General features: G+C 71.4%; 26 protein-coding genes. 12 read left to right on the forward strand and 14 right to left on the reverse strand.

What is annotated here, in order from left to right; translation table 11 throughout:
• Positions 1–106: 106 nt before the first annotated feature.
• The gene (locus APR04_RS03080) at positions 107–979 is read right to left on the reverse strand and encodes an SDR family NAD(P)-dependent oxidoreductase (RefSeq protein ID WP_253867813.1); all 873 of its coding nucleotides are present in this window, start codon (positions 977–979) and stop codon (positions 107–109) included.
• A gap of 196 nt (positions 980–1,175) precedes the next feature.
• Between APR04_RS03080 and APR04_RS03085 the strand changes: the two genes are divergently transcribed.
• Positions 1,176–2,051 (forward strand): helix-turn-helix transcriptional regulator, encoded by an 876-nt coding sequence (locus tag APR04_RS03085; protein ID WP_253867815.1) that lies wholly within the window; start codon positions 1,176–1,178, stop codon positions 2,049–2,051.
• On the opposite strand, the gene APR04_RS03090 is transcribed toward APR04_RS03085, so the two are convergent.
• The 4 genes from APR04_RS03090 to APR04_RS03105 all read right to left on the reverse strand — a co-directional run bounded on the left by APR04_RS03090 (position 2,023) and on the right by APR04_RS03105 (position 5,975).
• Positions 2,023–2,424: a RidA family protein gene (locus APR04_RS03090; RefSeq protein ID WP_253867817.1), complete on the reverse strand. Its 402-nt coding sequence runs from the start codon at positions 2,422–2,424 to the stop codon at positions 2,023–2,025. The two genes, APR04_RS03085 and APR04_RS03090, sit on opposite strands and share 29 nt — an antisense overlap.
• 104 nt (positions 2,425–2,528) lie before the next feature.
• On the reverse strand, positions 2,529–4,262 hold the full coding sequence (gene poxB, locus APR04_RS03095) for a ubiquinone-dependent pyruvate dehydrogenase (RefSeq protein WP_253867818.1): 1,734 nt from the start codon (positions 4,260–4,262) through the stop codon (positions 2,529–2,531).
• Between the two features lie 141 nt (positions 4,263–4,403).
• Positions 4,404–5,150: a lytic transglycosylase domain-containing protein gene (locus tag APR04_RS03100; protein ID WP_253867820.1), complete on the reverse strand. Its 747-nt coding sequence runs from the start codon at positions 5,148–5,150 to the stop codon at positions 4,404–4,406.
• 153 nt (positions 5,151–5,303) lie between these two features.
• On the reverse strand, positions 5,304–5,975 hold the full coding sequence (locus tag APR04_RS03105) for a FadR/GntR family transcriptional regulator (protein ID WP_253867822.1): 672 nt from the start codon (positions 5,973–5,975) through the stop codon (positions 5,304–5,306).
• A 100-nt stretch (positions 5,976–6,075) separates the two neighbouring features.
• Between APR04_RS03105 and APR04_RS03110 the strand changes: the two genes are divergently transcribed.
• Positions 6,076–7,209: an ROK family transcriptional regulator gene (locus APR04_RS03110; RefSeq protein WP_253867824.1), complete on the forward strand. Its 1,134-nt coding sequence runs from the start codon at positions 6,076–6,078 to the stop codon at positions 7,207–7,209.
• 22 nt (positions 7,210–7,231) lie between these two features.
• Here the strand turns inward: APR04_RS03110 and APR04_RS03115 are convergent, their stop codons facing one another.
• Entirely contained in the window at positions 7,232–8,200 is a 969-nt protein-coding gene (locus APR04_RS03115; RefSeq protein ID WP_253867825.1) for an acetylxylan esterase, read from the reverse strand.
• 161 nt (positions 8,201–8,361) lie between these two features.
• Here APR04_RS03115 and APR04_RS03120 point away from each other — a divergent pair, with 161 nt between their 5' ends.
• Genes APR04_RS03120 through APR04_RS03135 form a run of 4 tightly spaced genes read left to right on the forward strand, consistent with a single transcriptional unit; the run spans position 8,362 to position 13,867 of the window.
• Entirely contained in the window at positions 8,362–9,660 is a 1,299-nt protein-coding gene (locus APR04_RS03120; RefSeq protein ID WP_253867827.1) for an ABC transporter substrate-binding protein, read from the forward strand.
• Between the two features lie 4 nt (positions 9,661–9,664).
• Positions 9,665–10,597, forward strand: a complete 933-nt coding sequence (locus tag APR04_RS03125) for a carbohydrate ABC transporter permease (RefSeq protein WP_253867829.1) — start codon at positions 9,665–9,667, stop codon at positions 10,595–10,597.
• The gene (locus tag APR04_RS03130; protein WP_253867831.1) at positions 10,594–11,526 is read left to right on the forward strand and encodes a carbohydrate ABC transporter permease; all 933 of its coding nucleotides are present in this window, start codon (positions 10,594–10,596) and stop codon (positions 11,524–11,526) included. Before APR04_RS03125 ends, APR04_RS03130 begins: the two co-directional genes overlap by 4 nt.
• A gap of 7 nt (positions 11,527–11,533) precedes the next feature.
• Positions 11,534–13,867 carry a glycosyl hydrolase family 95 catalytic domain-containing protein gene (locus APR04_RS03135; protein WP_253867833.1) on the forward strand — a complete coding sequence of 778 codons (2,334 nt, stop codon included), beginning with the start codon at positions 11,534–11,536 and terminating at the stop codon, positions 13,865–13,867.
• Positions 13,868–13,920: 53 nt separating this feature from the next.
• On the opposite strand, the gene APR04_RS03140 is transcribed toward APR04_RS03135, so the two are convergent.
• Positions 13,921–15,213, reverse strand: a complete 1,293-nt coding sequence (locus APR04_RS03140) for an exonuclease domain-containing protein (RefSeq protein ID WP_253867835.1) — start codon at positions 15,211–15,213, stop codon at positions 13,921–13,923.
• 211 nt (positions 15,214–15,424) lie between these two features.
• Between APR04_RS03140 and APR04_RS03145 the strand changes: the two genes are divergently transcribed.
• Positions 15,425–15,718: a hypothetical protein gene (locus APR04_RS03145; protein ID WP_253867837.1), complete on the forward strand. Its 294-nt coding sequence runs from the start codon at positions 15,425–15,427 to the stop codon at positions 15,716–15,718.
• 44 nt (positions 15,719–15,762) lie between these two features.
• Here the strand turns inward: APR04_RS03145 and APR04_RS03150 are convergent, their stop codons facing one another.
• Positions 15,763–15,996, reverse strand: a complete 234-nt coding sequence (locus APR04_RS03150; RefSeq protein ID WP_253867839.1) for a 2'-5' RNA ligase family protein — start codon at positions 15,994–15,996, stop codon at positions 15,763–15,765.
• Between the two features lie 68 nt (positions 15,997–16,064).
• Between APR04_RS03150 and APR04_RS03155 the strand changes: the two genes are divergently transcribed.
• The 3 genes from APR04_RS03155 (at position 16,065) to APR04_RS03160 (ending at position 17,590) form a co-directional block, all read left to right on the forward strand.
• A complete protein-coding gene (locus APR04_RS03155) occupies positions 16,065–16,604 on the forward strand; it encodes a GNAT family N-acetyltransferase (protein WP_253867841.1) in 540 nt (179 codons plus the stop codon).
• Positions 16,605–16,724: 120 nt separating this feature from the next.
• The gene (locus APR04_RS30895; RefSeq protein WP_308292313.1) at positions 16,725–16,919 is read left to right on the forward strand and encodes a VOC family protein; all 195 of its coding nucleotides are present in this window, start codon (positions 16,725–16,727) and stop codon (positions 16,917–16,919) included.
• Positions 16,916–17,590, forward strand: coding sequence for a VOC family protein (locus tag APR04_RS03160; RefSeq protein WP_345374930.1), 675 nt, complete (start codon positions 16,916–16,918; stop codon positions 17,588–17,590). The genes APR04_RS30895 and APR04_RS03160 overlap by 4 nt, the downstream gene beginning before the upstream one ends.
• A gap of 47 nt (positions 17,591–17,637) precedes the next feature.
• On the opposite strand, the gene APR04_RS03165 is transcribed toward APR04_RS03160, so the two are convergent.
• From APR04_RS03165 to APR04_RS03175, 3 genes are read right to left on the reverse strand one after another with little or no spacing between them, the layout of a single operon-like run.
• Positions 17,638–18,084, reverse strand: a complete 447-nt coding sequence (locus APR04_RS03165; RefSeq protein ID WP_253867842.1) for a YdeI/OmpD-associated family protein — start codon at positions 18,082–18,084, stop codon at positions 17,638–17,640.
• Between the two features lie 17 nt (positions 18,085–18,101).
• Positions 18,102–18,791, reverse strand: coding sequence for a TetR/AcrR family transcriptional regulator (locus APR04_RS03170; RefSeq protein ID WP_253867843.1), 690 nt, complete (start codon positions 18,789–18,791; stop codon positions 18,102–18,104).
• 19 nt (positions 18,792–18,810) lie between these two features.
• Positions 18,811–19,416 carry a DUF998 domain-containing protein gene (locus APR04_RS03175; protein WP_253867844.1) on the reverse strand — a complete coding sequence of 202 codons (606 nt, stop codon included), beginning with the start codon at positions 19,414–19,416 and terminating at the stop codon, positions 18,811–18,813.
• A gap of 55 nt (positions 19,417–19,471) precedes the next feature.
• Between APR04_RS03175 and APR04_RS30900 the strand changes: the two genes are divergently transcribed.
• Together APR04_RS30900 and APR04_RS03185 are read left to right on the forward strand one after the other, a co-directional pair.
• On the forward strand, positions 19,472–19,828 hold the full coding sequence (locus tag APR04_RS30900) for a VOC family protein (RefSeq protein ID WP_308292317.1): 357 nt from the start codon (positions 19,472–19,474) through the stop codon (positions 19,826–19,828).
• 162 nt (positions 19,829–19,990) lie between these two features.
• The gene (locus APR04_RS03185; RefSeq protein ID WP_253867846.1) at positions 19,991–20,872 is read left to right on the forward strand and encodes a glycerophosphodiester phosphodiesterase; all 882 of its coding nucleotides are present in this window, start codon (positions 19,991–19,993) and stop codon (positions 20,870–20,872) included.
• Between the two features lie 50 nt (positions 20,873–20,922).
• Here APR04_RS03185 and APR04_RS03190 read toward each other — a convergent pair whose 3' ends face one another.
• The 3 genes from APR04_RS03190 to APR04_RS03200 are packed head-to-tail and all read right to left on the reverse strand — an operon-like array spanning position 20,923 to position 23,670.
• Positions 20,923–22,323: an FAD-binding oxidoreductase gene (locus tag APR04_RS03190; RefSeq protein WP_253867848.1), complete on the reverse strand. Its 1,401-nt coding sequence runs from the start codon at positions 22,321–22,323 to the stop codon at positions 20,923–20,925.
• 55 nt (positions 22,324–22,378) lie between these two features.
• Positions 22,379–22,825, reverse strand: coding sequence for an alternative ribosome rescue aminoacyl-tRNA hydrolase ArfB (gene arfB / locus APR04_RS03195; protein ID WP_253867850.1), 447 nt, complete (start codon positions 22,823–22,825; stop codon positions 22,379–22,381).
• A 53-nt stretch (positions 22,826–22,878) separates the two neighbouring features.
• A complete protein-coding gene (locus tag APR04_RS03200; protein ID WP_253867852.1) occupies positions 22,879–23,670 on the reverse strand; it encodes an SDR family NAD(P)-dependent oxidoreductase in 792 nt (263 codons plus the stop codon).
• Between the last annotated feature and the right edge of the window lie 29 nt (positions 23,671–23,699).

The raw sequence follows: 23,699 nt of genomic DNA on the forward strand, positions 1-23,699 counted from the left end.
TCCGCTGAGGTCTCCAGTCTGTCCCGGCACACCCGCGCCGGCGAACCATCATGACCACGAACCGCGCGTTCGGGTGAAGCGGCCCGGGCGTCCCGGAGAGCCAGGCTCAGGACACGGCGGTGCCGGCTGTGGTGATGTCGGTCGTCATCGCGAGGTCGCGCGACGCTTCGACGTCGTCCGCCAGGGCCTTGAGGCGGCCGGCCGCCAGCGACAGGGAGTCCGAGCCGAGGAGCTGATGCAGCGGGGCCTCGCCGGCGGTCGCGACGGTGATGATGGCCGCGGCGGCCTTGGCGGGGTCGCCGAGCTGCGTCCCCGGCATCGCCAGGTGCTGCTCGACCATCTCCCGGACGGCCGGGTAGGCGTCGCTGGTGGACCGCGGCATGCCGAGCGAGACCGGGCGCAGGAAGTCGGTGCGCAGGTATCCGGGTTCGACCGTGTTCACCCTGATGCCGTGGTCCGCGACCTCGGCGGCCAGCGAGTCGGAGAGCGCCTCGAGCGCGAACTTTCCGGCGCTGTAAAGACTCCAGCCCGGGAAGGAGAGCAGCCCGAGGACGGAGGACACGTTGACGATGTGGCCGCTGCGGCGCTCGCGGAAGCCCGGCAGGACCGCGCGCAGCACGTTCCAGACGCCGAAGACCTGCACGTCGAACATCGCACGAGCGTCGGCGTCGGAGACTTCCTCCACGGCGGCGAGATAGCCGTAGCCCGCGTTGTTCACGACCACGTCGAGGTGGCCGAACCGCTGCTCGGTGGCGGCGATCGCCTGCGTGACCTGCGCCTGGTCGGCGAGGTCTACCGAGAGGGGCAGCAGGCGGGACGTGTCTGTCACGCCGAGCGCCGCGACCAGCCGCTCTGTCGAGCGGGTGGTGGCCGCGACGTCGTCGCCCCGTTCGAGCAGCTGCCGGACGAGCTCGAGGCCGAGGCCCCGTGAGGCACCGGTGACGAACCAGGTGGCGGGACGGTCTGTGGGGTAGGCCATGGTGGTGTGCTCCTTGGGAGGTGGACGTCTTGGGAGGTGGGCATCGGCACGTCGTGCCGACCCCTCAACCCTCCATTCGGACGCGGCGCCCGAGTGCTCCATAACCCGTCGCGTGCGTCCTGGGCGCGCGAGGACCAGGACGCGGAGGCCTACCCACGGGGCACCGTCACGTCGAGCGGGCGCCCAGAATGGAGGCATGACCGAGAAGAACGCCGAGCTCGCGGACTTCCTGCGCAGGGCGCGCAGCCAGTGCGACGCCACCCGCGCGGGTCTGCCGGCCGACGGCAGGGTGCGCCGGGTGCCCGGGCTGCGCAGGGAGGAGGTCGCGTTCCTCGCGGGGGTGTCGACCGACTACTACGCGCGCCTCGAGCAGGGCAGGCGCATCGTCCCGTCCCCGTCGGTGGTGGACGCCGTCGGCCGGGCGCTGGGGCTGGACGAGGCGGGGCGGGCCCACCTCGCGGACCTGCTCGGCCTGAGCTCTACGAGCCCGCGGCCCCGCACGCGTCCGGTCCAGCGGGTCCGTCCGGGGCTCTACCAGCTGCTCGCTGCCCTAGCGGACGTGCCGGTGCTCGTGCTCGGTCGTCGCGCCGACGTGCTCGCGCAGAACCGCCTGGGCAGGGCGCTGTTCACCGACTTCGAGCGGTTCCCGGCGGCGCACCGCAACTACGCGCGCTGGATGCTCCTCGACGACGACGCGCGCACCCTGTTCGTCGACTGGGAGGAGCAGGCGCGCGTCGCCGTGCAGAGCCTGCGGCTGGAGGCGGGCAACGATCCCGCCGATCGGGCCACCGCCGAGCTGATCGCCGAGCTCCGTGGGTCCAGCCCCGACTTCGGCCGCTGGTGGGACGAGCACCGGGTCAACCAGCGCACGCACGGCTCGAAGCGGCTGCGCCACCGGGTGGTCGGTGACCTCACGGTCGAGTACGAGACGCTCGCGCTGCCCGGCGACGCCCACACCACGCTGTACGCCTACTCGGCCGAGCCGGGATCGCCGTCGCAGCGGGCGCTGAGCCTCCTGGCGAGCTGGTCGCTGGCTGATCCCGTCAGCGCACCACGGCCGCGATCGCACTGACCTCGATGAGCGCGCCGGGCACGCCCAGCCCGGCGACGCGTGCCCCGAGGACCAGCGGTGGTTCGTCGGACGCGAGCAACGGCGCGATCGCCCCGTACGCGGCGGCGAGGTCGACGCCGTCGACGAAGAGCACGGTCCACTGCACGACGTCGGCGAAGGTGGCGCCGGCCGCGGCCAGCGCGGTCCCCGCGTTCTCCAGGGCACGCGTCGACTGGGCGGCGACGTCCTGTGCACCGACGAGCGAGCCGTCCGCGTCGACGGCGTTCTGGCCGCCCACGTAGATGGTGGTCGCGCCGGGCGGTACCACCGCGACGTGGCTGAAGGCTGGGCTCGAGACGAGTCCCTCGGGGCGAAGACGCTGTATCGATGCCATGCCCAGATGCTGCCACGAGCCACTGACAGTGATGATGTTCGGGTGGTTGCCGGGGTCGTGGCCCTGCCACTGACTGACGTCCTGCTGGACTGTCTTCGGCGTGATCAGTCGAACAGGCGCCGGAACACGTTCGTGTCGGCGAGGTCGACGAGCTCGTCCCCGCGCCCCGACATGATCGTGCGGATCGCGTACAGCGTGAAGCCCCGCACCTGCTCGGCCGAGATCGCCGGCGGGATCGACAGCTCCTGCTGGGCCGTGACGACGTCGACCAGTGCCGGGCCGTCGTGGGCGAAGGCCGTGCGCAGGGCGCCCTCGAGGTCATCGGGCTGCTCGACCCGCTGACCGTGGATGCCCATGGCGTTCGCGACGTCAGCGAAGTTCGGGTTGTCGAGCTGCGTACCGAAGTTCACGAAGCCGGCGGCCTTCATCTCCACCTCGACGAAGTTCAGCGAGGAGTTGTTGAACACCACGATCTTCACCGGCAGCTTGTTCTGCCGGACGGTCAGCAGCTCGCCGAAGAGCATCCCGAGCCCGCCGTCGCCCGACAGGGCGATCACCTGCCGCTCGGGGAACGCGGACTGGGCGCCGATGGCGTGCGGCACGGCGTTCGCCATGGTCCCGTGGCTGAACGAGCCGATGAGGCGGCGCGCGCCGTTCATCGTCAGGTAGCGGGACGCCCAGACCACCGGTGAGCCGACGTCCGGGATGAACACCGCGTCCTCGCTGGCCAGCTCGCTCACCAGCCGCGCGAGGTACTGCGGATGGATCGGCCGGCGGTTGCGGTCGTTGTCGGCGAGCTCGTCGAGGTCCTTGCGTGCCTTCGCGTAGTGCTTGAGCGAGGAGTCGAGGTGCTTGCGGTTGGTGCGGTCGTCGAGCAGGGGGAGCAGGGCGTCGACGGTGTCGCCGACGTCGCCCACCAGCCCGAGGTCGATCGGGGTGCGCCGCCCGAGCTGCTCACCCCTGAGGTCGACCTGCACGATCTTCGCCTTCGACGGGTAGAACTGCTGGTAGGGGAAGTCGGTGCCGAGCATCAGCAGCGCGTCGCAGGCCTCCATGGCGCGGTAGCCCGAGGTGAAGCCCAGCAGCCCCGTCATGCCGACGTCGTAGGGGTTGTCGTACTCGAGGAAGTCCTTGCCCCGCAGTGCGTGCACGACGGGCGCCTTGAGCTTCTCGGCGATCTCGAGCACCTGCCGGTGGGACCCCTCGGTGCCGGCGCCGCCGAGGATCGTCACCTTCTTCGCCGCGTTCAGGATCTCGGCCGCCTGCCCGAGCTCGCGGTCGCCCGGTCGCACGATGCTCTGCGAAGCCCGGATCGGCGCCGACTTCTTGCGGCCCGCGCTCTCGGCGAGGAAGACCTCGCCCGGGATGACGACGACGGCGACGCCGCGCTTCTCCACCGCTGTGCGCATGGCGATCTCGAGCACGCGGGGCAGCTGCTCCGGGACGCTCACCAGCTCCGTGTAGACGCTGCACTCCCGGAAGAGGTCCTGCGGGTGCGTCTCCTGGAAGTAGTTGCTGCCGATCTCGGCCGCCGGGATCTGCGCCGCGATCGCGAGCACCGGCACCCGGCTCCGGTTGGCGTCGAAGAGCCCGTTGATCAGGTGCAGGTTGCCCGGACCGCAGCTGCCCGCGCAGACCGTGAGCTCACCGGTCAGAGCGGCCTCGGCCGCTGCGGCGAACGCCGCCGACTCCTCGTGCCGCACCTGCTCCCAGGTGACCCCTGCGCTGGTGCGGATGGCATCGGTGAACCCGTTCAGGGAGTCGCCCGGCAGGCCGTAGACCCGCTCGACCCCCGCGTCCTTGATGATGTCCACGACGGTCTCGGCGACATTCGTCATCTGCTTGCACCTTCGCTCGTCAGCGGTCAGTTCTCGGTCAGAGAGCCTCTCGAACCTAGACCGGGCCGCATGCCGTCGCAATGCCAGGTGCCTGGGCCACGGCCGGGGGTCACGCACCAGGGCACCGCGGTGCCGACGGGGCTACGAACCGTAGGCCTCGGCGAAGTCGGCGACCTTGTGCGCGTAGGACACCGACTCGTTGTAGGTGCCCAGAGCCGTCGCCCAGCCGTCGTCGGTGGTGACGTCGTCACCGCTGTCGCAGAGGTAGAGCGCTGCCGTCAGGGCCGCGTCGTCGATCTGGTTCGGATTCGCCTCGCCGTCGAGATTCCCGTCCTCGGCGTAGTCCTCCCAGGTGGTCGGGATGAACTGCATGGGGCCGACGGCGCGGTCGAACTTCTTGTCGCCGTCGAGCTCGCCCCGGTCGGTGTCGAGGATCTCCTTGACGCCCTCCCTGCCGTCCAGCGGAATGCCGATGATGGACGGGCGCACGGTGCCGTCGGTGGCCGCCCGCGCCCCGCCGTAGCTGCCGTGGATCGTCTCGACGGCGCCGATCCCCGCCAGCGTGTTCCACCCGACGCCGCACTCGGGCTCGGTCTGTGCCAGCCAGAGGGACGCGCCGGCGTACGCGGCCAGGGCCCGCTCGGGGATCTCCGTGCGCTCGGAGACGTCCTGGAGCCAGTCGGAGTGGGCGAGCTCGGCGAGGGGGACAGGGTCGGCGCCCGCGTCGGGCTCCGCGGCGGACTCGGGCACCAGCTGGAGCGGCGCGGGCGGAAACTCGAGCATCGGAGGGCTCTCGCTCTGGCTCGGGCTCGGTGCTGGGCCCATGCTGCAGCCGCCCACGAGCAGGGCGGTCGCGACGGTGATGATCCCGGTTCGTGGTGTTCTCACGGTGCAGACATTACGGCCGATCCGAGCCCTGATCGTCCATCCCGACAAGACCTCCCGCACATGTGCGCATCGCGTTCTTCCTCCCGGCCGCGCCGTCGGGCGCCGTCGGGCGCAGTCGGGCGCCGTCGGGCGGCCGCACCCGGACGGCACCGCCTAGCTCGCGCGCTCCAGCCACTCCAGCACGCCGGAGATGTGCACCAGCGTGCGCGCCGCCGCGAGCTCCGCGTCGTGGGCCTCGATCGCCTCGATGATCCGGACGTGCTCGTCGATGGTCGTCGTGACGGCGTCCGTGTCGGTGAGCCCGCGCCAGATCCGCGCCCGTTCCGTCGGCATGGAGACCGTGTCCACCATGGAGGCCAGGACGGTGTTGCCGGTGCTCGCCGCGATCGCCGAATGGAAGGCGAGGTCGTGGCGGACGAGCTCGGTGACGTCGGTGGACGCCCCGGTCGCCCGCACGGAGGCGCGCAGGCCGTCGATCTGCTCCGGCGTCATCGTCCGCGCGGCGATGGCCGCGGCGGCGGGCTCGAGGATGCGGCGCACCTGGAGGAACTCCAGCACGCCCGAGTCGCGGCGGAACTCCAGCAGAAAGCTGAGGGACTCCAGCAGGCTGCCGGTACTCATGCTCGACACGTACGTGCCGTTGCCCTGCCGGACGTCGAGGATCCCGACCATGCTGAGCGCGCGCACCGCCTCCCGCAGCGAGTTCCGCGACACGCCGATGAGCGCCGCGAGATCAGCCTCCCGCGGCAGCCGGTCTCCCGGCCCGAGCTCGCCCGACGTGATCATCGCCTTGATCTGAGTGATGGCATCGTCCGTGAGCGCCATGGGGTCCTCTCTGCCGCGGGCGGGTTTCCGCCCGGCGAAACATCCTACCTTTGGACCCCTGCTCGCTCGCGTGCCCCGCGGGCAGCCATAGGCTCACGGCATGATCGAGTCCCGTACCCCGTTGGCCTGGCCGCCGCTGACGTCGGCACAGCGCACGGTGCTCCTCGACGTCCTCGTCCACGGTCCCAGGTCGCGCTCCCAGCTCACCCGCCGTACCGGGCTGTCGCGTGCGACGCTCTCGCGCCTGACCCGCGACCTCACCGCGGCGGGTCTCCTTGAGGAGGGCGGCCCGGCGGTGGCCAGCGGGCCGGGGCGCCCCTCCGACGTCGTCGCGCTGCGGGCCGACGGCGCGTACTTCGTCGGGATGAAGCTCACGGGCGCGGCCCTGTACGTCGCCGTGACCGACCTGCAGGCCAGGGTGGTCGCCACCGACGAGGTCCCGCTCGGGTCGCGCGAGGTCGACGACGTGGTCGCCACGCTGGCCGCGGCGGTCGAACGGGTCCGGACGGCGTTCCCCCGGGTGTCGGCGGTCGGCGTGTGCCTGGCCGGTGACGTCCAGGTGGTGGACCGGTCGGCCTGGGTGATCGGCTCGGACTTCCTCGGCTGGGACCGGGTACCGCTGGAGGCGGCCGTGGTGGCCGCCACCGGCCTGCCCGCGGCGATCAGCAACGACGTGCAGGCGCTCACCGTCGCCCACCACTGGTTCGGTGCCGGGCGGGGGACCGGGTCGCTGGCCGTGGTGGCGGTCGGTGCCGGTATCGGCGCGGGTCTCGTCGTCGACGGTCGGCTGCTGCGTGGCGCGCACGGCCGCCCGGGCAAGGTGAGCCACCTGATCGTGACCGGTGACGGTCCGCGCTGCTACCGGGGCCACGTGGGTTGCGCGTCCGCCTACGTCACCGTCCCGGCGGTGCTCGCCAACGCTGGTGCCAGGACCTTCGACGACGTCGTCGGTGCGGCGCGCGCGGGGGAGCCGGCGGCGGACGAGGCGCTGCGGGCTGCCGGCACCGCGCTGGGTGTGCTCGCCGCCAACCTCGTCAACCTGGTCGACCCGGACAAGGTGATCATCACGGGCGAGGCGCGGATCGTCGGCGAGTACGCCCGTGCTGAGCTCGACGAGGCGCTGGGCCGGATGCTCGACCCCTCGGCGGTCGCCCCACCCGTGGAGGTCCCCCCGTTCGCGTTCACGGACTACGCCTGGGGCGCTGCCATCACGGCTGTCCGGCACCTCGTGTGAGCGGGGCTCCGGGCGCCGTAGGTCAGAGCCGCGACCGGAGCCAGTCGACCTGGCGGATCCAGTGGGGCACCTGCCCGCCCTCGTGCCCGTTCCACGGGTAGACCTCGATCGAGCGGTCCTGGCCCCCGTACCCGTTGTAGGCGGCGTAGACGGTCGACGGCAGGACGATCGCGTCCATCAGCGCGACCGAGAAGAGGGCCGGGACCCGCGCGCGCCGCGCCAGGACGGCGCCGTCGAAGTACGACAGCGTGCGGAAGACCGTCTCCTCGCTGCCGCGGTGCACGGCCAGGTAGCGCGCGATCTCGGTGAAGGGCAGCTCGGGTGTGAGCTCTACCGCGCGGCGGAAGTGGCAGAGGAACGGGACGTCCGGCAGGCACGCGGCGACGAGGTCGCCCGCGAGCGCTGTCGCCGCGATGCTGATGCCGCCGCCCTGGCTCGCCCCCGTCAGCGCGATCCGGTCCGGGTCGACGAACGGGAGGGTGCGGACGGCGTCGACGAGGCGGACCGCGTCGGTGAAGACCCGGCGGTAGTAGTACGTCTCGGGCGACTCGAGGCCGCGCGTCATGAAGCCCGGTACGGACGGTCCCGCACCGTGCGGGTCGGGGGTGTGTCCGCCGCTGCCCCAGCCGCTGCCCTGGCCCCGCGTGTCCATGACGACGTGGACGTACCCGGCGGCCGCCCACTGCAGCTTCTCGCCGGGTGCCCCGCGCCCGCCGTTGTAGCCGACGTACTCGACGACGCAGGCGTGCGGCCCTGGGTCTCGCGGCCGGACGACCCACGCCCGGACCGGGTCGCCCGCGAAGCCCGGGAAGGTGAGGTCTTCGACGACGAGCTCCCGGACCGGTGTGGCCACGGGCGCCAGGACGGGGGCGGCGCCGGCCGCACGGGCCGCGGAGAGCGTCGTCGACCAGAAGTCGTCCAGGTCGTCGGGCTCGTCCAGGTGCGGGCGGTACCGCTCGAGGTCGGCGAGGGGGAGATCGGTCAGCGGCATGCGGGTCTCCGTCGGAGGTGTTCGGGGCGAATCGGAGCAGTCATCCTACCTTTGTGTTGACAGTATGTTGCAGAGTGCGACAAACTCCGGACGATGGCCGACGGCGGCCACCACGACGGAAGGACGATCTTGTGGATGCAAAGGCGCTCTCGAGACACGGGGTGCGGCGGTGGACCGCGCTCCTCACCACCGGGTTGGTCGCCTTTGCTGGTCTGACGGCGTGCGGCTCCCCGGGCGCTGGTGAGACGGCTGCCGGCGGCGCGCCTGCCGACGGACCGGTCGAGGTCGACTTCTGGGGCTGGGTACCGGGCCTGGAGGATCTGGTGGAGACCTGGAACGCCGACAACCCCGACATCCAGGTGTCTTTTCATCGGATGACTGGCGACGACGGGCAGAAGGTCCAGGCGGCGGTCGACGCCGGTACCGGACCCGACCTCGTCCAGCTCAGCACGCACGACCTGCCGGACTACGTGATCAACGGCCGGGTGCAGGACATCACGGAGCATGTCGCCGAGCACGAGGCCGACTACACGGCGGCGTCCTGGGCGTCGGTGTCGTTCGACGGCCGGGTGTACGGGGTCCCGCAGGGGATCGGGCCGAGCGGGATGATGTACCGCACTGACATCCTTCAGGAGCACGGCATCCCCGTTCCCACCACCTGGGACGAGTACCTCGAGGCGGCGCGCGCCCTGCAGGCCGCCGATCCCGACGCCTACATCGCGAACCTGTCGCCGGGGGAGATCGGTCAGTGGGTGCAGGAGGTCCAGCAGGCCGAGGGCAGCTGGTTCGGCATCGACGGCGACGCGTGGACCGTCGGGATCAACGACGAGGCCAGCATGCTGGTGGCCGAACGGTGGCAGACGCTGCTGGACGAGGACCTGGTGACCACCGAGCTCATGTGGACGCCGGAGTACTGGGCCCGCGTGAACGCCGGTGACATCGCCACGATCAGCTACGCGGCCTGGTTCCCGACCGCCCTGGCCGAGAACGCCGCCGACACGTCGGGTTTGTGGCGCGTCGCGGCCATGCCGACGAACGCGGGCTCGGACAACCAGGGCGACTCCGGCGGCGCGGCCGTCGTCGTGCTCGACGGCGCCGAGAGCGCTGCCGCTGCCGCGGAGTTCGCGTCCTGGCTGAACGGCTCGGACGAGACTCAGGAGGCGCTCATCACCGAGGGCGGCCTGTTCCCGTCGACGGTCAACGGGCTGGACTCGCCGGCGCTGCTGGAGGAGCAGGAGTTCTTCGGTGGCCAGGCCATCAACGAGGTGTACATCGAGTCGGCGGGCAACACTCCCGCCACGTGGACCGAGGGCCCCAACTGGGGCACGGCGCAGACCGCGGTGCTGGACGAGTTCGCCGAGGTGGTCGGCGGGTCGCAGACCTTCGCAGAGGCCCTGGACAACGCCCAGGCCGCCACCGTGGACGACCTCGAGGCGCGCGGCCTCACCGTGAACGAGTGACCTGATGGCCGTCCAGACGCCGTCGACCGCCGTCCGCCGCCGTGCGCTCGGCGGCGGACGGTGGGTTCCCTACGCCTTCGTCACCCCGTTCGTCCTGGTCTTCCTGACCTTCATGCTGGCGCCGATCGTGATCGCGCTCGTCAACGGCCTGTACTCCAGCCAGAGCTCGGGACTGGGCTTCGGCGGTGCGGAGACGGTGTTCGTCGGCGTGCGCAACTACGCGCGGGCGTTCGCCGACGCCGACTTCCTGGCCAGCTTCGGGCGGGTCGCGCTCTACGGTCTGGTCCAGGTACCCGTGATGATGGTGATCGCTGCCGTGCTGGCGCTCCTGTTCGACTCGGCGCTGGTCCGTGCGCGCCGCTTCTTCCAGTTCGCGGTGTTCCTGCCCTACGCGGTCCCCGGCGTCATCGCGGCGCTGCTGTGGGGCTTCTTCTACCAGCCGTCGGTCAGCCCTCTCGTGCAGGGCCTGCAGGCGATCGGTATCGACGCCGACCTGCTCGCCCCCGGGACGGTGCTGTGGTCCGTGGCCAACATCAGCATCTGGTCGAACGCCGGGATCAACATGATCATCCTGTTCTCCGCGCTGCAGTCGCTCCCGCGGGACACCTTCGAGGCCGCCAGGCTGGACGGTGCGGGCGAGCTGCGGATCGCACTGAACCTCAAGCTGCCCATGATCGCGCCCGCGGTGCTGCTCACGACCCTGTCCACGGTGATCGGCACGCTGCAGCTCTTCAACGAGCCGCAGGTCCTGCAGTCCATCACCCCGAACATCTCCAGCGACTGGACGCCCAACATGGCCATCTACGCCGTCTCGACGCTCGGACGCGACCCCCACCTCGGCTCGGCCATGGCCGTGATCCTCGGCCTGGTGACGCTCGTGGTGTCCCTGGTGCTCGTCCGGTTCACGAACTCCTCCTCGCGAGGAGGCGCACGATGACCGCCGCGCTGCAGGACCGCCCTCGTGCCGGCACCGCGCCCTCGTCGCGGCCGCGCCGGGTCTCCCGGACCGTCGTGTCCGGCGGCGAGCGCGTCAGCCGTGGGTGGATGATCGCCGCTACCGCCGTCGTCGCCCTCGCCTCGCTGTACTTCCTCGCGCCGGTCGTGTGGCTCGTCATCGCCTCGACCAAGTCGGCGTCGGAGCTGTTCAGCACGCCAGGGTTCGCCCTGGCGGACTGGCACCTGTGGGAGAACGTGCGCGACCTGTCGACGTACGACGGCGGGATCTTCTGGCGCTGGGCACTGAACTCGGTCGTCTACTCGGTGATCGGGTCGGTCGCGACCACGCTGTTGTGCGCGGCGACCGGGTACGCGCTCGCGGTCTACCGGTTCCGCGGCCGTGCGCTGCTCATCGGCGTCGTCCTCGGCAGCCTGCTCGTTCCTGGCACGGTCCTCGCGCAGCCGACCTACGTGCTGCTGGTGAACCTGGGCCTCAACAACACGTACTGGGGTCTTCTCCTGCCGGGCCTGTCGTACCCGTTCGGCGTGCTGCTGGCCTGGATCTTCGCGCAGAACGCCATCCCGACCGAGCTGCTCGAGGCCGCCCGGCTGGACGGGTCGGGGGAGTTCAGGACCTTCGCGGGCATCGGCCTGCGGCTGATGTCGAGCGGGCTGGTGACGATCCTGCTGTTCGCGTTCCTCGGCAGCTGGAACAACTACCTGCTGCCCCTGCTCGTACTCACCGACGCTGAGCTCATGCCGCTGACGGTGGGCCTGACGGGGTGGAACCAGGCGTCCATCACCATCCCGAGCCTGCAGATCCTCACCGTGGTGGGCTCACTGGTCTCGGTGGTCCCGATCGCCATCGTGTTCCTGGCGCTGCAACGCTTCTGGCGCGCCGGCCTGAGCGCGGGCAGCGTGCGCGGATGACCGCGCGATGACGGTGCTCGAGCACCCGGGCCCGGCGGCGGAGTGGCTGCACGCGTTGCCGCTCGGCAACGGACGGCTGGGAGCGATGTGCTGGGGCGGCTCGACAGCGCGGTTCGACCTCAACCACGAGGGCGTGTGGTCCGGATCGCCCGACGGCGACGCGGCGTCCGCCGGCGGCACCGACCGGGAGGCGCGGCAGCTCCTCGCACGCGCTCGCGACGCGGCGACGTCGGGGCGCTGGCACGAGGCCACCGGGCCGCTGCAGGCGCTCCAGGCGCCGTACGCCCAGGCATTCCTGCCGCTCGGCACGCTGGAGGTCGTGACACCCGACGCCGGTCCGGGCCGCCGGTCCCTCGACCTGCGCACCGGTACCCACACCTGGAGCGGGCCAGGAGGGCGGTCGCGCACCGTGGTCTCCGCGGTCGACGACGTCCTGCTGCACGTGGTCGACGGCGCGACGTCGGACCCGGTCGAGGTGCGCCTGACCTCGCCGCTGCGCGAGCTGCACCGGGAGCACGGCCCGGAGCGGATCGAGGTCTGGCTCCGCGCGCCGTCCGACATAGCGCCCGGTCACGAGCCGGACCTCCCGGCCGCGACCTGGGGTCCCGGCGCGGTCGAGGCCTGCGTCGTCGTCGGCTGGCGCCGGCACGGCGACCGGCTGGTGCTCGCCCTCGCCGTCGAGACGACGTACCGCGGGCCCGGCTCCGCGCTGCACGGATCGGCCGGCGACGTGGCCGGCCGGGCCCGCGGGCGAGTCGCGCGCGTGCTCGCCGAGGATCCCGCGGAGGTGCTGCGCCGGCACGAGGCCGAGCACACGAGCCTGTTCGACCGGTGCGGCGTCCGGGTGGGAGAACCCGGCCGGGACGCGCCGGGCGACCGGGGCGACACCGGCGGCCAGGCCCCGACCCTCGAGGAGCGGCTGGCCGCTGCGCGCGCCGACCCGCGGCGGGTCCTGGAGACCGATCCCGGACTGGCCGGCGCTCTGCTGGACCACGCCCGCTACCTGCTCATGTCGTCCTCGCGTGGCTGCCGGCTGCCCGCGACCCTGCAGGGCCTGTGGAACCTCGACATGCAACCGCCGTGGAGCTCCGGCTACACGCTCAACATCAACACCGAGATGAACTACTGGCCCGCCGAGGTGCTCGGGCTGCCCGAGACGGTCCAGCCGCTGGAGGACCTGGTGGTGGCGCTCGCGTCCAGCGGCCGGTCCACCGCCCGCCGGCTGGGCGCCGAGGGCTGGGCGGCGCACCACAACAGCGACGCCTGGGCCCTCGCCTCGTCCGTCGGTGCGGGCCACGGCGACCCGGCCTGGGCGTTCTGGCCGGTGGGCGGCCTGTGGCTGGTGCGGCACCTGGTCGAGCGGGTCCGCTTCGGCTCGGTCGACGACGACCACGTGCGCGACGTCGTGTGGCCGGTGCTGCGCGACGCCGCGGAGTTCGCCCTCTCGTGGCTCGTGCGCACGCCGGACGGTTCCTGGGGCACCGCGCCGTCCACCTCCCCGGAGAACACGTTCGTCGACGCGCACGGCCGCACCGTCGCCGTGACCTGCTCCAGCGCCATGGACCGGGCCCTGGTGCGCGACGTGCTGCGTGCCGTCGTCGAGCTCGCGCCGCGCATCGGTACGGGCTCGGCCGACCTCGCCGGCCGCGCCGCCGTCGTGCTCCCGGACCTGCCCGGCGTCCGGGTGGCCACGGACGGACGGGTCCAGGAGTGGGGCGAGGAGCAGGTCGAGAGCGATCCCCACCACCGGCACGTGAGCCACCTCTACCCCCTCTTCCCCGGTGACGAGGCGCTGACCGCGACCCAGGAGGCTGCGATGGTCGCGTCCCTGGAGCGGCGCGGGGACGACTCGTCCGGCTGGTCGCTCGCCTGGAAGATCGCGCTCTGGGCCCGTCTGCACCGCCCCGACCGCGTCTCCGACCTGCTCGACCTCGTGTTCCGCGACGCGACCGGCGTGCGCGGGCAGTGGGCGGGCGGCCTGTACCGCAACCTGTTCGCTGCGCACCCGCCGTTCCAGATCGACGGCAACCTCGGGTACGCGGCCGCGCTCGCCGAGTGCCTGCTGCAGAGCCACCGCGGGTACGTCGAGCTCCTCCCTGCGCTGCCCGCCGAGCTCGCCACGGGCTCCGCCCATGGTCTGGTCGCGCGGCCCGGCGTCGTCGTGGACCTCGACTGGGCCGACGGCGACCTCGTGCGGGCCGTGGTGCGGCCCCGTTCCCCGGCGCCGGAGGCGGTCGAAGGACGGACGGTGGTGCTGCGGTGGCGGGGGCGCGAGGTGCGGCGTCGGCTGACCGCAGGGCCGGTCGTGGTGGGGCCGGAGGACTTCGGGCCCGGGACGTGATCGCTGTGGGCACGATCCCGACCACGGTGTGCCGGGTGGGGGCCGTCGGGTGGTCAGCGGACGACTCCGGCCGCCGGTGCGAGAGCGTGCGCGAGGTCGCCGAGGAGCCGTCCGAACCCTGACTCGCTGATGACGGGGATTCCGTAGGACTCTGCCTTGCGCGCCTTGCCGGACATCGAATCGGGGTCTGCCGCGACGACCACGCGGACCTTCTTCGTGACGGCGGGGCGGGGGAGGAGTCCTGCGGCGCCGGCCCGGCGTTCCCACACGTCGCGCGGCTCGTCCATCGCTCCGGTGAACACCACCAGGTCGCCCGGCCGCAGGGCGAACCGGCTCGACGCCCCGGTGCCGCTACCGTCGTCTGCCCCGCTCCCTGTCACGGCAGGGGTCTTGGGCGCGGGCGGCTGGAGGAGGAGCTGGGTATCGGCAGCGGAGACCTCGAGCAGAGTCGCGACGGACCTGAGGTCGGCTACTTCCGCCGGCGTGAGCACGCCGTCGGCCCACGCTACGGCGGCGAGCCCAGCGAGGTACTCGCGGTGCAGCTGGTCGACCTCGTCGCGCCCGATGCCGAGCTGCGAGCAGAACTGAGCGAGCTGGTCGTGCTCGCGTGCTGAGATATACCGGTCCAGCAATGTCCGGTCGACCAGCTCGAGGTATTCCTCCTTCTCCCAGGTGGTGATCGGCAGGGTCCGAGCCGTGGCGAGCCGGGCGAGAAAGTGGGTGTCACGCTCGGTCGCGGCTCCGCGTAGGACCGGCGTCGCACCGGATGAGTGGATCTGCGGCCAGGGCGTGGTGGCGGCGAGCTCGACGACGTCGTCCCACCCGGGGACGGCATGCCGGGCGCCGCGGGCGAGGTAGATCCCCAGCAGTCCTGCGGCGGCGCGGGCATCTGAGAGCGCCTCGTGCGCGGAGCCGAGCGCGACCCCGTGATGGAAGCACGCACCTGCCAGGGAACGGGGCGCGGTGGGGGAGAGCTGCGCGCCGGTGCGCATGGTGCACAGCGTGGTGGGCTCGATCAGTGGCACGTCGTATCCGGTCGCGGCGAACGCGTGCCAGACGAACCGGCGGTCGAACTGCGCGTTGTGCGCGACGAAGGTTCGTCCTCGTAACCGGTCGGCGACCAGGCCGGCAACGTCGTCGAACGTCGGAGCGTGGCGTGCGTCGGATGCGCTGATCCCGTGGATCTGCTGCGGGCCCAGATCGCGACCCGGGTTGACGAGGGTGGTCCAGGTGTCCTCGACGCGGCCGTCCGGATCTACCCGGACGATCGCGATCTCAGCGATCCGGTCGTGTCCACCAGGAAAGAGACCGGTGGTCTCCACGTCGACGACGGCGTACCCGGTCACATGCATCTCCCCTCACAGCAGTGTGCAGAACCGGGCAGTCGTCGCAGCCGACCGGGTGTCGCACCCGGCGTGCAGCGGGTGAACGGAGGGCGAGAAATCAAGCAGAGCCATGGAGCGTCGTAGAGGTAGCGTTGCGCCATGCAGAAGACGCGGCCGGCGGGGTTCCAACCCCGCCCCCTCAGGCGGGTGTTGTCCTGAGAAGAGGACGCCGATGGCGTTTCCCCCGTTCTACCGCCGCGCCTTCCTGAACAAGCGCGGCTTCCACGCGGGCGCGTACGTGCACGCTGATATCGAGGTCACCGAGGGCTACTCAGGGGACAGCCCGCAGCGCGTCGACGCGACCTTGACGGTTGCGGACTGCGGCAGGGCCGCGCAGCTGGACTTCAGCGCGGGTGACCGTGCGTTCGCCCGCAACGCGCTGTTCAAGGCGCGACTGTTGAAGAAGGTCGTCGACGCGTTCGTCGAGTCGTTGGAGCAGGCGGTCGACGACGCTGGGCTGTCCTGAGCGCTCGCGGCGGAGGGGACGCCCGATCTTGGCGTGACGGGAGATCAGGGGACGCCCGCCAGCGGGTGCACCGTGCCGGTGCCCGCGTCAACGAGCGCGGCATGCGTCATCGTTCCGGTCAGGGGCACGATCTCGTAGGCTGCTTCGAGCACCAGCGGCGTCTGCTCCAGGCGCACACGTGTCGCCACGGTGACGTGCGGTGTCCAGCTTCCCGGTACGTAGTGCTCGTGCAGCTCGTCCTGCGATGGGCCGAGTGCCTCGACGAGCTGCGCGGCCAAGCCTAGGCCCTGGGCCTTGGACTCACGGCAGCTCCCTCGCCGATCAGAGCACTGCTAACGTCGACGCGATGGAACATCCCACAGCTCGCGTGCGGGAGATCGTGCTCGAGACCGACCGCCTGCTCCTGCGGCCCTGGCAGGTGTCTGAGGCGGCTGTCCAGCGCGAGATGTGGACCGAGCGTGACCCTCGTGTCCCTCCGCACCGTCGGATCGACGCCGAAGGCCACCCCACCCTCGAGGACGTCGAGGACTGGATCCGGAGCTGGTCGCAGTCCGGCTCTCCGAGGGTGCTGGCCGCCGAACGCAAGGCATCGGGCGACGTCATCGGCTACTGCGGACTGATCCCCAACACCGATGGGTCGGACGACGAGCCGGAGCTGGCGTTCGAGCTCCTGCGCAGGGTCTGGGGCCAGGGGTACGCGACAGAGGCGGCACGGGCGGTTCTGGGCTGGGCGCAGGCGTCGGGCTACCGGCGGCTGTGGGCCACCGTCCGGGACTGGAACGGTGCGTCCCGCGGGGTGCTGGCGAAGCTCGGGTTCGTCGAGACCGGCCGCGTGGACCCCGACGAGGTGCACGGGGACTCGCTGTTCCTGGCCAGGGATCTGTGAGCGGTGAAGGTCCTCCGCCGTGTCCGCGCGCCCGCCGGCGCCGAGGCCTGCCCGCAGAGATCACCAGTGTCAGTGGCTGGGGGCAGGATCGGGGATGGCAGAACCGACCTGGAGGACCTCATGGCTGACACACCCACCACGCCCCGGACCTACCCGCACGGCGTACCCAGCTGGATCGACCTCGAGACGCAGGACGTCGACGCGGCGCTCGACTTCTATGGCGAGCTGTTCGGCTGGAAGTTCACCGAGAAGCTACCGCCAGGAGCGCCGGGCGCTATGTCGTCGCCTCGCTGGACGGCACAGATGCCACGGTGATCGCCGCGGTCGCCACGCCCGCCGCGGGGCTCGACGGCGAGGTGGCGTGGCACACCTACCTCGCCGTCGACGACGTCGACGCCGCGGCCGCCCGGGCCGCGGAGCTGGGCGGCGTCGTGAGCTCGGCGCCGGAGGCGGTCGGACCCCCGGGGCAGCCCGCCGGCCGGATGGCGCGGATCGTCGACCCGCAGGGGGCGCCCAGCCGGCTGTGGCAGGCGGGCACACGACTCGGTGCCCAGGTTGCCAACGCGCCGGGCACGTGGAACTTCAGCAACCTGCTCACGCCGGACGTCGACGCCGCACTGCGGTTCTACGGCCCGCTGCTGGGCTGGGAACGCACCGACGACCTCGGGGCCGGCATGGCGCGCGTCCCCGGGTACGGGGACCACCTGGCCCGCACGATCGATCCCGGCATCCACGAGCGGCAGGAGTTCGTGCCACCCGGGTTCGCCGACGTCGTGGCCGGGATCCTGCGAGCCGCGGGACCGGCGCGCTGGTCGGTGGCCTTCGCCGTCGGTGACCGGGACGCCTCCGTCACGGCCGCACAGCGCTCCGGTGCAACGGTCCTGGCGACGGAGGACGGCGAGTGGAGCAAGGAGGCGACGATCCGCGACCCGTTCGGCGCCGAGCTCGTGCTCGCGCAGTTCGACCCGCCGGAGTCGTTCCTCTGAGGAACGGCTTGAGTCGGTTGTGTCAGCTTCGCTTCTCTCTCCCGACGTCAGTTGGCGGTGAGCGCGTCGAGGGTCTTGGCGAGACGGCGTTGCCGGGTCTCCTCGGTCTTGGCGCCGGCGATGGACTCCGCGCGCTGTCGCTGCTTGCTGTACGACAGTGCCGACCACGTCTTCGCCGCGTCAGGGTTGTCCGCCAGTGCTGCCGCAAGGGCTTCCGGCGGCTCGACGGTGCGGGGCTGGTCATCGACTTCGAGGGTGACCTCGACCTCGTCACCTGCGCCGCGGCCGGTCGCCTTGCGAGTCTCGGCGTTGAACGAGATCAGATACTGTCCGCCCATGCTGGTGATCGTGCTGCGGTAGCTGTAGCCACCGTCGATGGTGACGACGACCGGGACGCGCTTGCCCCGGTCGAAGCTGAGGACGATCTCCTCGGGGACGACGATGCCGACGTTGTTGCCGCCAGCGGGCCACAGGGTCGTGCGAAAAGTGGTCATGAGCAGTCTCCGATCAGTCAGAGGGGTCGGTCGGTGGAATCGGTTGCCGGGTTGTTCCTGGCGAGGGGGTGTTCGGCAACTCGGTAGAGATCGAGGAAGGCGTGCACGGCGAGGTCGGCTCGTCGACGGAGCGCGTCCTCGGTGTAGGCATGCTCGTTGCCGGTGAACATGGCCTTGTTGAGTGGAATCCACAACAGTATTCCGACGAAGTGCTCGGCAGCGCTCTCCGGGTCTGGGACGCGAAGCACGCCGCGCTCGTCGAGCAAGGAGAACGACGAAGTCAGAGTCGATAGGACGCGTTCGAAGCCGAGCTCGTACCAGGCCTCTCCTAGCTCGGGAAAATCGGCCGCATTGGCGATGACAAGTCGCCTGAGCCGGAGCATCTGCGGCTGCATCAATGTGGTCAGGAACCGGTGGGCCAGTGCTTCCAGGTCGCTGCGCGGATCGTCGGACGCATCCAGCGTCTGAGCGATCAGCCGCACCAGGCCATCGACCTGGTGCGTCGTGGCCAGGACGATGTCGGTGAAGAGCTGACGTTTGTCGGAGAAGTGCTTGTAGACGGTCTGCTTGCCCACCTCGGCGAGGGCCGCTACCTCGTCCATGCTGGTTCCGGCGTACCCCTTTTCCAGGAACGCGCGTGTAGCGGCTTCCCGGATCGCTTCATGCTTGGCCGCGGACACGGTGCCCTCACGACGGCGCATCGCCATCTCCCTCCTCGCTCCTGTCTCAGGAGGACGCGAGTCGGCGGCGGGAGATGAGGGTCAGCCCGAACCAGACCCACGCGATGGTGGCTCCGATGAACAGGGCGAGCGGACCGCCGGTCATCCCGGTGTTGGCGAACAGGAAGCCCAGCGCGAACAGGATGGCGCTGACCCGGCCTGCGACCGCCCATGCGCGGTCTCCTTGCTTCGAGATGCGGCTGGCAAGGACGAAGCATGCCGCGATGAGGGCGATGAAGGCGATGCCGGCGCACGCGAGATGCACCATGCCGGTCACGGAGAACGCGGCTTCCGACCCCGGCGGGAATCCGTTTCCCGGGTCTGCGCGGAAGGTGCCGGCGGCGATGAATCCGAGGCCCTCGATCATGATGAGTACCGGGACAGCGCGCGCGCCGCGCCCTCCGTGCAGGGCGCGGCGCAGGCCGATGCCGCCGAGGATCATCAGCACGCCGGCGACGACGAAGGTGACGATCTGGACGGCGCCCCCGGGCCCGAGCACCAGCTGGCTCACTGCGTGCCGCAACGGATCGAAACCTTCTCGCACCACAGCCTGCACGAGGCTGGACGCAGCGAACACGACCCCACCCAGCGCACCCGCGACGAGCAACGGCACGGCGACATCGTTGGAAGGTGGTCGAAGTTCTGTGGCGTTCATCTGCGTCCTCTCAATGACGGGCATAAAACTAGACTGTACAGTATTACTACGTCAGCACCAAGGATGTGGGGCGACGCTGCTGGCAGGGCGAAACGGGTGCAGGACCGGTGCGGGTCGGCTGAGCGTCCGGAGCGCGGCGGGTCGGAGAACGAACCGGGCGCCGGACATCGGCACCTCGCCGTCAGGTCCGGGGGACAACCACAGCGTGATCATCGAGTTCCTCGTCGACGACGTGGACCGCGTCCACGAGAACCTGACCGGGTTCGTCACCGACTTCGTCAACGAGCCCACCACGATGCCGTGGGGAAACCGGTCGCTGCTGTTCCGGGACCCCGACGGCAACCTGGTCAACTTCTTCACCCCGGTATGACGCGCGGTGGCCGCGGCCCGTCGAACAGCTGGCCGGAACGGGGCCCTGGCAGGATGTTCCGGACAAGTTCCCGGCCGAGTCACCCGAAGGCCATCCCTGGGTCGCGTGGGCTCGGCAACGTCACGTCCTGCCCTGTCCGTTCGGCCCCTCGGGAGATCGATCATGCGCTTGACCCCACGCCTGTCCGCCCTGCTTGCCGTCACCCTCGCCGGTGCCTCCACCGTGCTGCCCGCTTCGTCCGCCCTGGCGGCTGGTTCCCCTGAGCATGTCGACGTCGTCAGCACCGCGCACCGCGGGGCCATGGGCCACGCACCGGAGAACACGCTGGCCGCCTTCGCCCTGGGCGTCGAGATGGGCTCCGACCTGGTCGAGTCGGACGTGCAGCGGTCCAAGGACGGCGTCCTGGTTCTCATGCACGACACGACGTTGTCCCGCACCACCGACGTCGAGCAGGTCTTTCCCGACCGGGCGCCCTGGCGCGTGAGCGACTTCACCTACGAGGAGATCCAGCAGCTCGACGCAGGCTCCTGGTTCTCGGAGGAGTACGCGGGCGAGCCCGTTCCGACGATGGCGCAGATGATCGAGCTGATCAGGCCGACCCGCGCGGGCATCCTGATGGAGCTGAAGTCGCCGGCGCTCTACCCGGGGATCGAGCGGCAGGTCGCCGAGGAGTTCGCGAGCTACCCCGGCTACGTCACGTCGGCGGTCCGCGCCGAGCGGCTGGTCGTGCAGAGCTTCGACTGGGCGTCGATGGAGCGGTACCACGAGGTGCAGCCGTCCGTCCCCGTCGGCCTGCTGGGCCGCCCCGCCGAGGCGCTCCTTCCCGAGCTTTCGACGTGGGCCGACCAGATCAACCCCGGCTACACGACGTTCGACGCGGCATACGTCGGGACGGTTCACGAGCTCGGCATGGAGGTGCACACCTACACCGTCAACAGGGCCGGCGACATGAACCAGGTTCTCGACCGGGGCGTCGACGGCGTGATCACCAACTTCCCCGACGTCCTCGAGGACGTGCTCGCGGAGCGCCGCACAGAGGGCTGACCACGAGACCTCCTGGCCCGGGCCACGGATGGCCGGGCCAGGAGGGACCGTCAGGTGCCGGCGGGGAACGCCTTGCCGGGGTTCAGCAGCCCGCGCGGGTCCAGCGCATCCTTGATCGCCCGGTGCATGGCAAGCGCCACGGGGCTGAGCTCCGCCGCCGCACCCGCGAGCTTGAGGATGCCGACGCCGTGCTCGCCGGTGACCGTGCCGCCGAGCGCCCGGCACTCGTCGACGATGCGGTCGAAGGCCGTCTTCGCGCGGGCCTTCGCCGCGTCGTCGCCCTCCGGCGCGATGATGAGCGGGTGCAGGTTGCCGTCACCGGCGTGCGCGATGTTGGCGATCACGACGTCGGCCTCCTCGGCGATGCGCTCGATGCGGCTGAGCATCTCGGGCACGGCGCCGCGCGGGACGCAGACGTCCTCGGTGAGCACGGGGCCGAGCCGTTCGAGCGCCGGGTACGCGAGACGTCGGGCGAGGAACAGCCGGTCGACCTCATCGGCCGCGAAGGCCCGCTCCACCTGGGTGCCGCCCGCGTCCTCGAAGAGTGCGGCGACCTGGTCCGCCAGGGCCTCTCCCGCGCCTCCTGGCTCGTCGACCTTCGCGAGGAGCAGCGCGTCGGCGCCCTCGGGGAGCGTCCACTCCTGCCAGTCGGCGACGGCGCGCAGGCAGGTGCTGTCGATGAGCTCCAGTGCGGCGGGCACGATCCCGGCGGCCGAGACGGCGGCCACGGCGTTCCCGGCGTCGGCGAGCGACGGGAACCAGCCCACGATCGCCCGGTCCTCGCGGCCGGCGAGCGGGCGGAGCTTCAGCGTCACGTCGACGATGATCCCCAGCGTCCCCTCGGAGCCGACCAGGAGCCCCGTCAGGTCGTAGCCCGTGACGCCCTTCGCCGTGGTCCGGCCGAGCCGGGCGACCGAGCCGTCGGCGAGCACCGCCGTCATCCCGAGCACGTAGTCACGGGTGACCCCGTACTTCACGCAGCAGAGTCCGCCCGCGTTCGTCGCGACGTTGCCCCCGATCGTCGAGATCGCCTGGCTCGCCGGATCCGGGGGATACCAGAGCCCGTGCTCGGCCACGTGCCTGCGCAGATCGTCGTTGAGCACGCCTGCCTCGACGACGGCGTAGCGCTCCGCGGCGTCGACCTCGAGGATCCGGGTCATGCGTTCCAGCGACAGCACGACGGCGCCGGCCATCGCGTTCGCTCCGCCGGACAGACCCGTGCCGGCGCCGCGCGGGACGACGGGCGCGTCGTGCTCGGCGGCGATCCGCACCGTCGCGACGACGTCGTCCAGGCTCGTCGCGAGCACGACGGCGGCCGGCGTCGCGTAGTCGGCCCACTCGGCGTCGTCGTGGGCGTAGCGTTCGACCGCCGCTTCGTCGATCAGCACGGCGCCGTCGGGCAGAGCGGTCTGCAGGGCCGCGGCCAGCGCGGACGATTCGGTGCGGGTCATTGGTCTCGGATCGTATCCCCCTGCCTGGTGCGGAGAGGGCCGACGCCTGCGGGGTTCAGTCCTCGCGGCGGGGCTTCGACGAGCGCATCCGCTTGGTCGCGGAGCGTTGCTTCTTCGCGGTCAGCCGGCGCTCCTGCGATCCGCGGGTCGCCCGCGTGGGGCGGCGTGCCCGCGAGGAGGGAGCCAGTGCGTCGGCCACCAGAGCGGTCAGGCGTCGTGCGGCGGCGTCGCGGTTGCGGCGCTGCTCCCGATGCTCCGAGGCGACGACGGTGAGGATGCCGTGGACCAGCCGGTCCGCCAGCCGGTCGGTGATGCGCTGGCGCTGCGTGTCGCTCAGGACGGCGGACCGGCCGACGTCCCACGACAGCTCGACGCGCGAGTCCGTCGTGTTCACGCCCTGACCGCCCGGGCCGGACGAGCGGGAGAACCGCTCGGTGAGCTCGGCCCGGGGGATCGTCAGTACGGTGGTGACGGTCAGGCCGGGGCGGACGGGAGATGGCATGTGCTCATCGTCCCGCGATCGGCGGCGTGCTCACAGCCGGCGGGGTACTCGGCTCAGGCGGGCGCCTTGAGCGAACCGCCGTGCAGCGCCCAGTTGGACCCGACGGCACTGGGCAGCGTAGGGGAGGACAGCAGCACGATCACGCGGGCGATCTCGGACGGCTCGATCAGGCGCCCGGTCACCATGCCGTTCTGTTCGGGAAAGCCCTCCAGCACGGCGGCGTGGCTCACGCCCATGGCGGCGGCCACCTGGCCGGTGACGCCGTCCGCCCCGGTCAGGAGAGACGTGCGCGTCGCGCCAGGTGTGACGACGTTGATGCGCACGCCCGCGCCGCCGACCTGCTCGGCCAGCCCCCGGGAGAACGCGTTGATCGCCGCCTTCGCCGTGGAGTAGGACAGCGGTGCCCGGTGCGGCATCAGCGCGGAGTCGGAGCCGACGTTCACCACCGACCCGCGCGCCGTCGTCAGCGCGGGCAGGGCGGCACGCGTGGTCCGCACGGCGCTGAAGAAGTTCAGGGCGAGAGCGTGCTCCCAGACATCGTCGTCACCGCCGAACGGGTCGGCGAGCACGCCGTCGGGCAGTACGCCGCCCCCGGCGTTGTTGACCAGCACGTCGAGCCGGGGGTCGTTCGCGAGGGCCGACTCGACCACGCGCACCGGTCCGTCGGGCGTGGAGAGGTCCGCGGCGAGGAACGTGGCGCCGGTCGCCTCGAGCTCCGGGGTGCTGCGCCGGGAGACGGCGGTGACCGAGGCACCCTCCGCGAGAAACGCCTGGACGGTGGCGAGGCCGATCCCTCTGCTCGCTCCGGTGACCAGGACGCGCTTACCTGCAAGGCCGAGATCCATCATGTTCTCCCGTTCGTGGGGTCGACTTC

Source organism: Promicromonospora umidemergens, assembly GCF_024171995.1.
In the GTDB taxonomy this organism is placed as follows: Bacteria; Actinomycetota; Actinomycetes; order Actinomycetales; family Cellulomonadaceae; genus Promicromonospora; species Promicromonospora umidemergens.

What these genes read in the sequence shown, in the direction of transcription:
- APR04_RS03080 (WP_253867813.1), bottom strand. Translation starts at nt 979, where the DNA reads ATGGCCTACCCCACAGACCGTCCCGCCACCTGGTTCGTCACCGGTGCC.
- APR04_RS03085 (WP_253867815.1), top strand. Translation starts at nt 1,176, where the DNA reads ATGACCGAGAAGAACGCCGAGCTCGCGGACTTCCTGCGCAGGGCGCGC.
- APR04_RS03090 (WP_253867817.1), bottom strand. Translation starts at nt 2,424, where the DNA reads ATGGCATCGATACAGCGTCTTCGCCCCGAGGGACTCGTCTCGAGCCCA.
- poxB (WP_253867818.1), bottom strand. Translation starts at nt 4,262, where the DNA reads ATGACGAATGTCGCCGAGACCGTCGTGGACATCATCAAGGACGCGGGG.
- APR04_RS03105 (WP_253867822.1), bottom strand. Translation starts at nt 5,975, where the DNA reads ATGGCGCTCACGGACGATGCCATCACTCAGATCAAGGCGATGATCACG.
- APR04_RS03110 (WP_253867824.1), top strand. Translation starts at nt 6,076, where the DNA reads ATGATCGAGTCCCGTACCCCGTTGGCCTGGCCGCCGCTGACGTCGGCA.
- APR04_RS03115 (WP_253867825.1), bottom strand. Translation starts at nt 8,200, where the DNA reads ATGCCGCTGACCGATCTCCCCCTCGCCGACCTCGAGCGGTACCGCCCG.
- APR04_RS03125 (WP_253867829.1), top strand. Translation starts at nt 9,665, where the DNA reads ATGGCCGTCCAGACGCCGTCGACCGCCGTCCGCCGCCGTGCGCTCGGC.
- APR04_RS03130 (WP_253867831.1), top strand. Translation starts at nt 10,594, where the DNA reads ATGACCGCCGCGCTGCAGGACCGCCCTCGTGCCGGCACCGCGCCCTCG.
- APR04_RS03135 (WP_253867833.1), top strand. Translation starts at nt 11,534, where the DNA reads ATGACGGTGCTCGAGCACCCGGGCCCGGCGGCGGAGTGGCTGCACGCG.
- APR04_RS03145 (WP_253867837.1), top strand. Translation starts at nt 15,425, where the DNA reads ATGGCGTTTCCCCCGTTCTACCGCCGCGCCTTCCTGAACAAGCGCGGC.
- APR04_RS03155 (WP_253867841.1), top strand. Translation starts at nt 16,065, where the DNA reads ATGGAACATCCCACAGCTCGCGTGCGGGAGATCGTGCTCGAGACCGAC.
- APR04_RS30895 (WP_308292313.1), top strand. Translation starts at nt 16,725, where the DNA reads ATGGCTGACACACCCACCACGCCCCGGACCTACCCGCACGGCGTACCC.
- APR04_RS03165 (WP_253867842.1), bottom strand. Translation starts at nt 18,084, where the DNA reads ATGACCACTTTTCGCACGACCCTGTGGCCCGCTGGCGGCAACAACGTC.
- APR04_RS03170 (WP_253867843.1), bottom strand. Translation starts at nt 18,791, where the DNA reads ATGGCGATGCGCCGTCGTGAGGGCACCGTGTCCGCGGCCAAGCATGAA.
- APR04_RS30900 (WP_308292317.1), top strand. Translation starts at nt 19,472, where the DNA reads ATGACGGGCATAAAACTAGACTGTACAGTATTACTACGTCAGCACCAA.
- APR04_RS03185 (WP_253867846.1), top strand. Translation starts at nt 19,991, where the DNA reads ATGCGCTTGACCCCACGCCTGTCCGCCCTGCTTGCCGTCACCCTCGCC.
- APR04_RS03190 (WP_253867848.1), bottom strand. Translation starts at nt 22,323, where the DNA reads ATGACCCGCACCGAATCGTCCGCGCTGGCCGCGGCCCTGCAGACCGCT.
- arfB (WP_253867850.1), bottom strand. Translation starts at nt 22,825, where the DNA reads ATGCCATCTCCCGTCCGCCCCGGCCTGACCGTCACCACCGTACTGACG.
- APR04_RS03200 (WP_253867852.1), bottom strand. Translation starts at nt 23,670, where the DNA reads ATGGATCTCGGCCTTGCAGGTAAGCGCGTCCTGGTCACCGGAGCGAGC.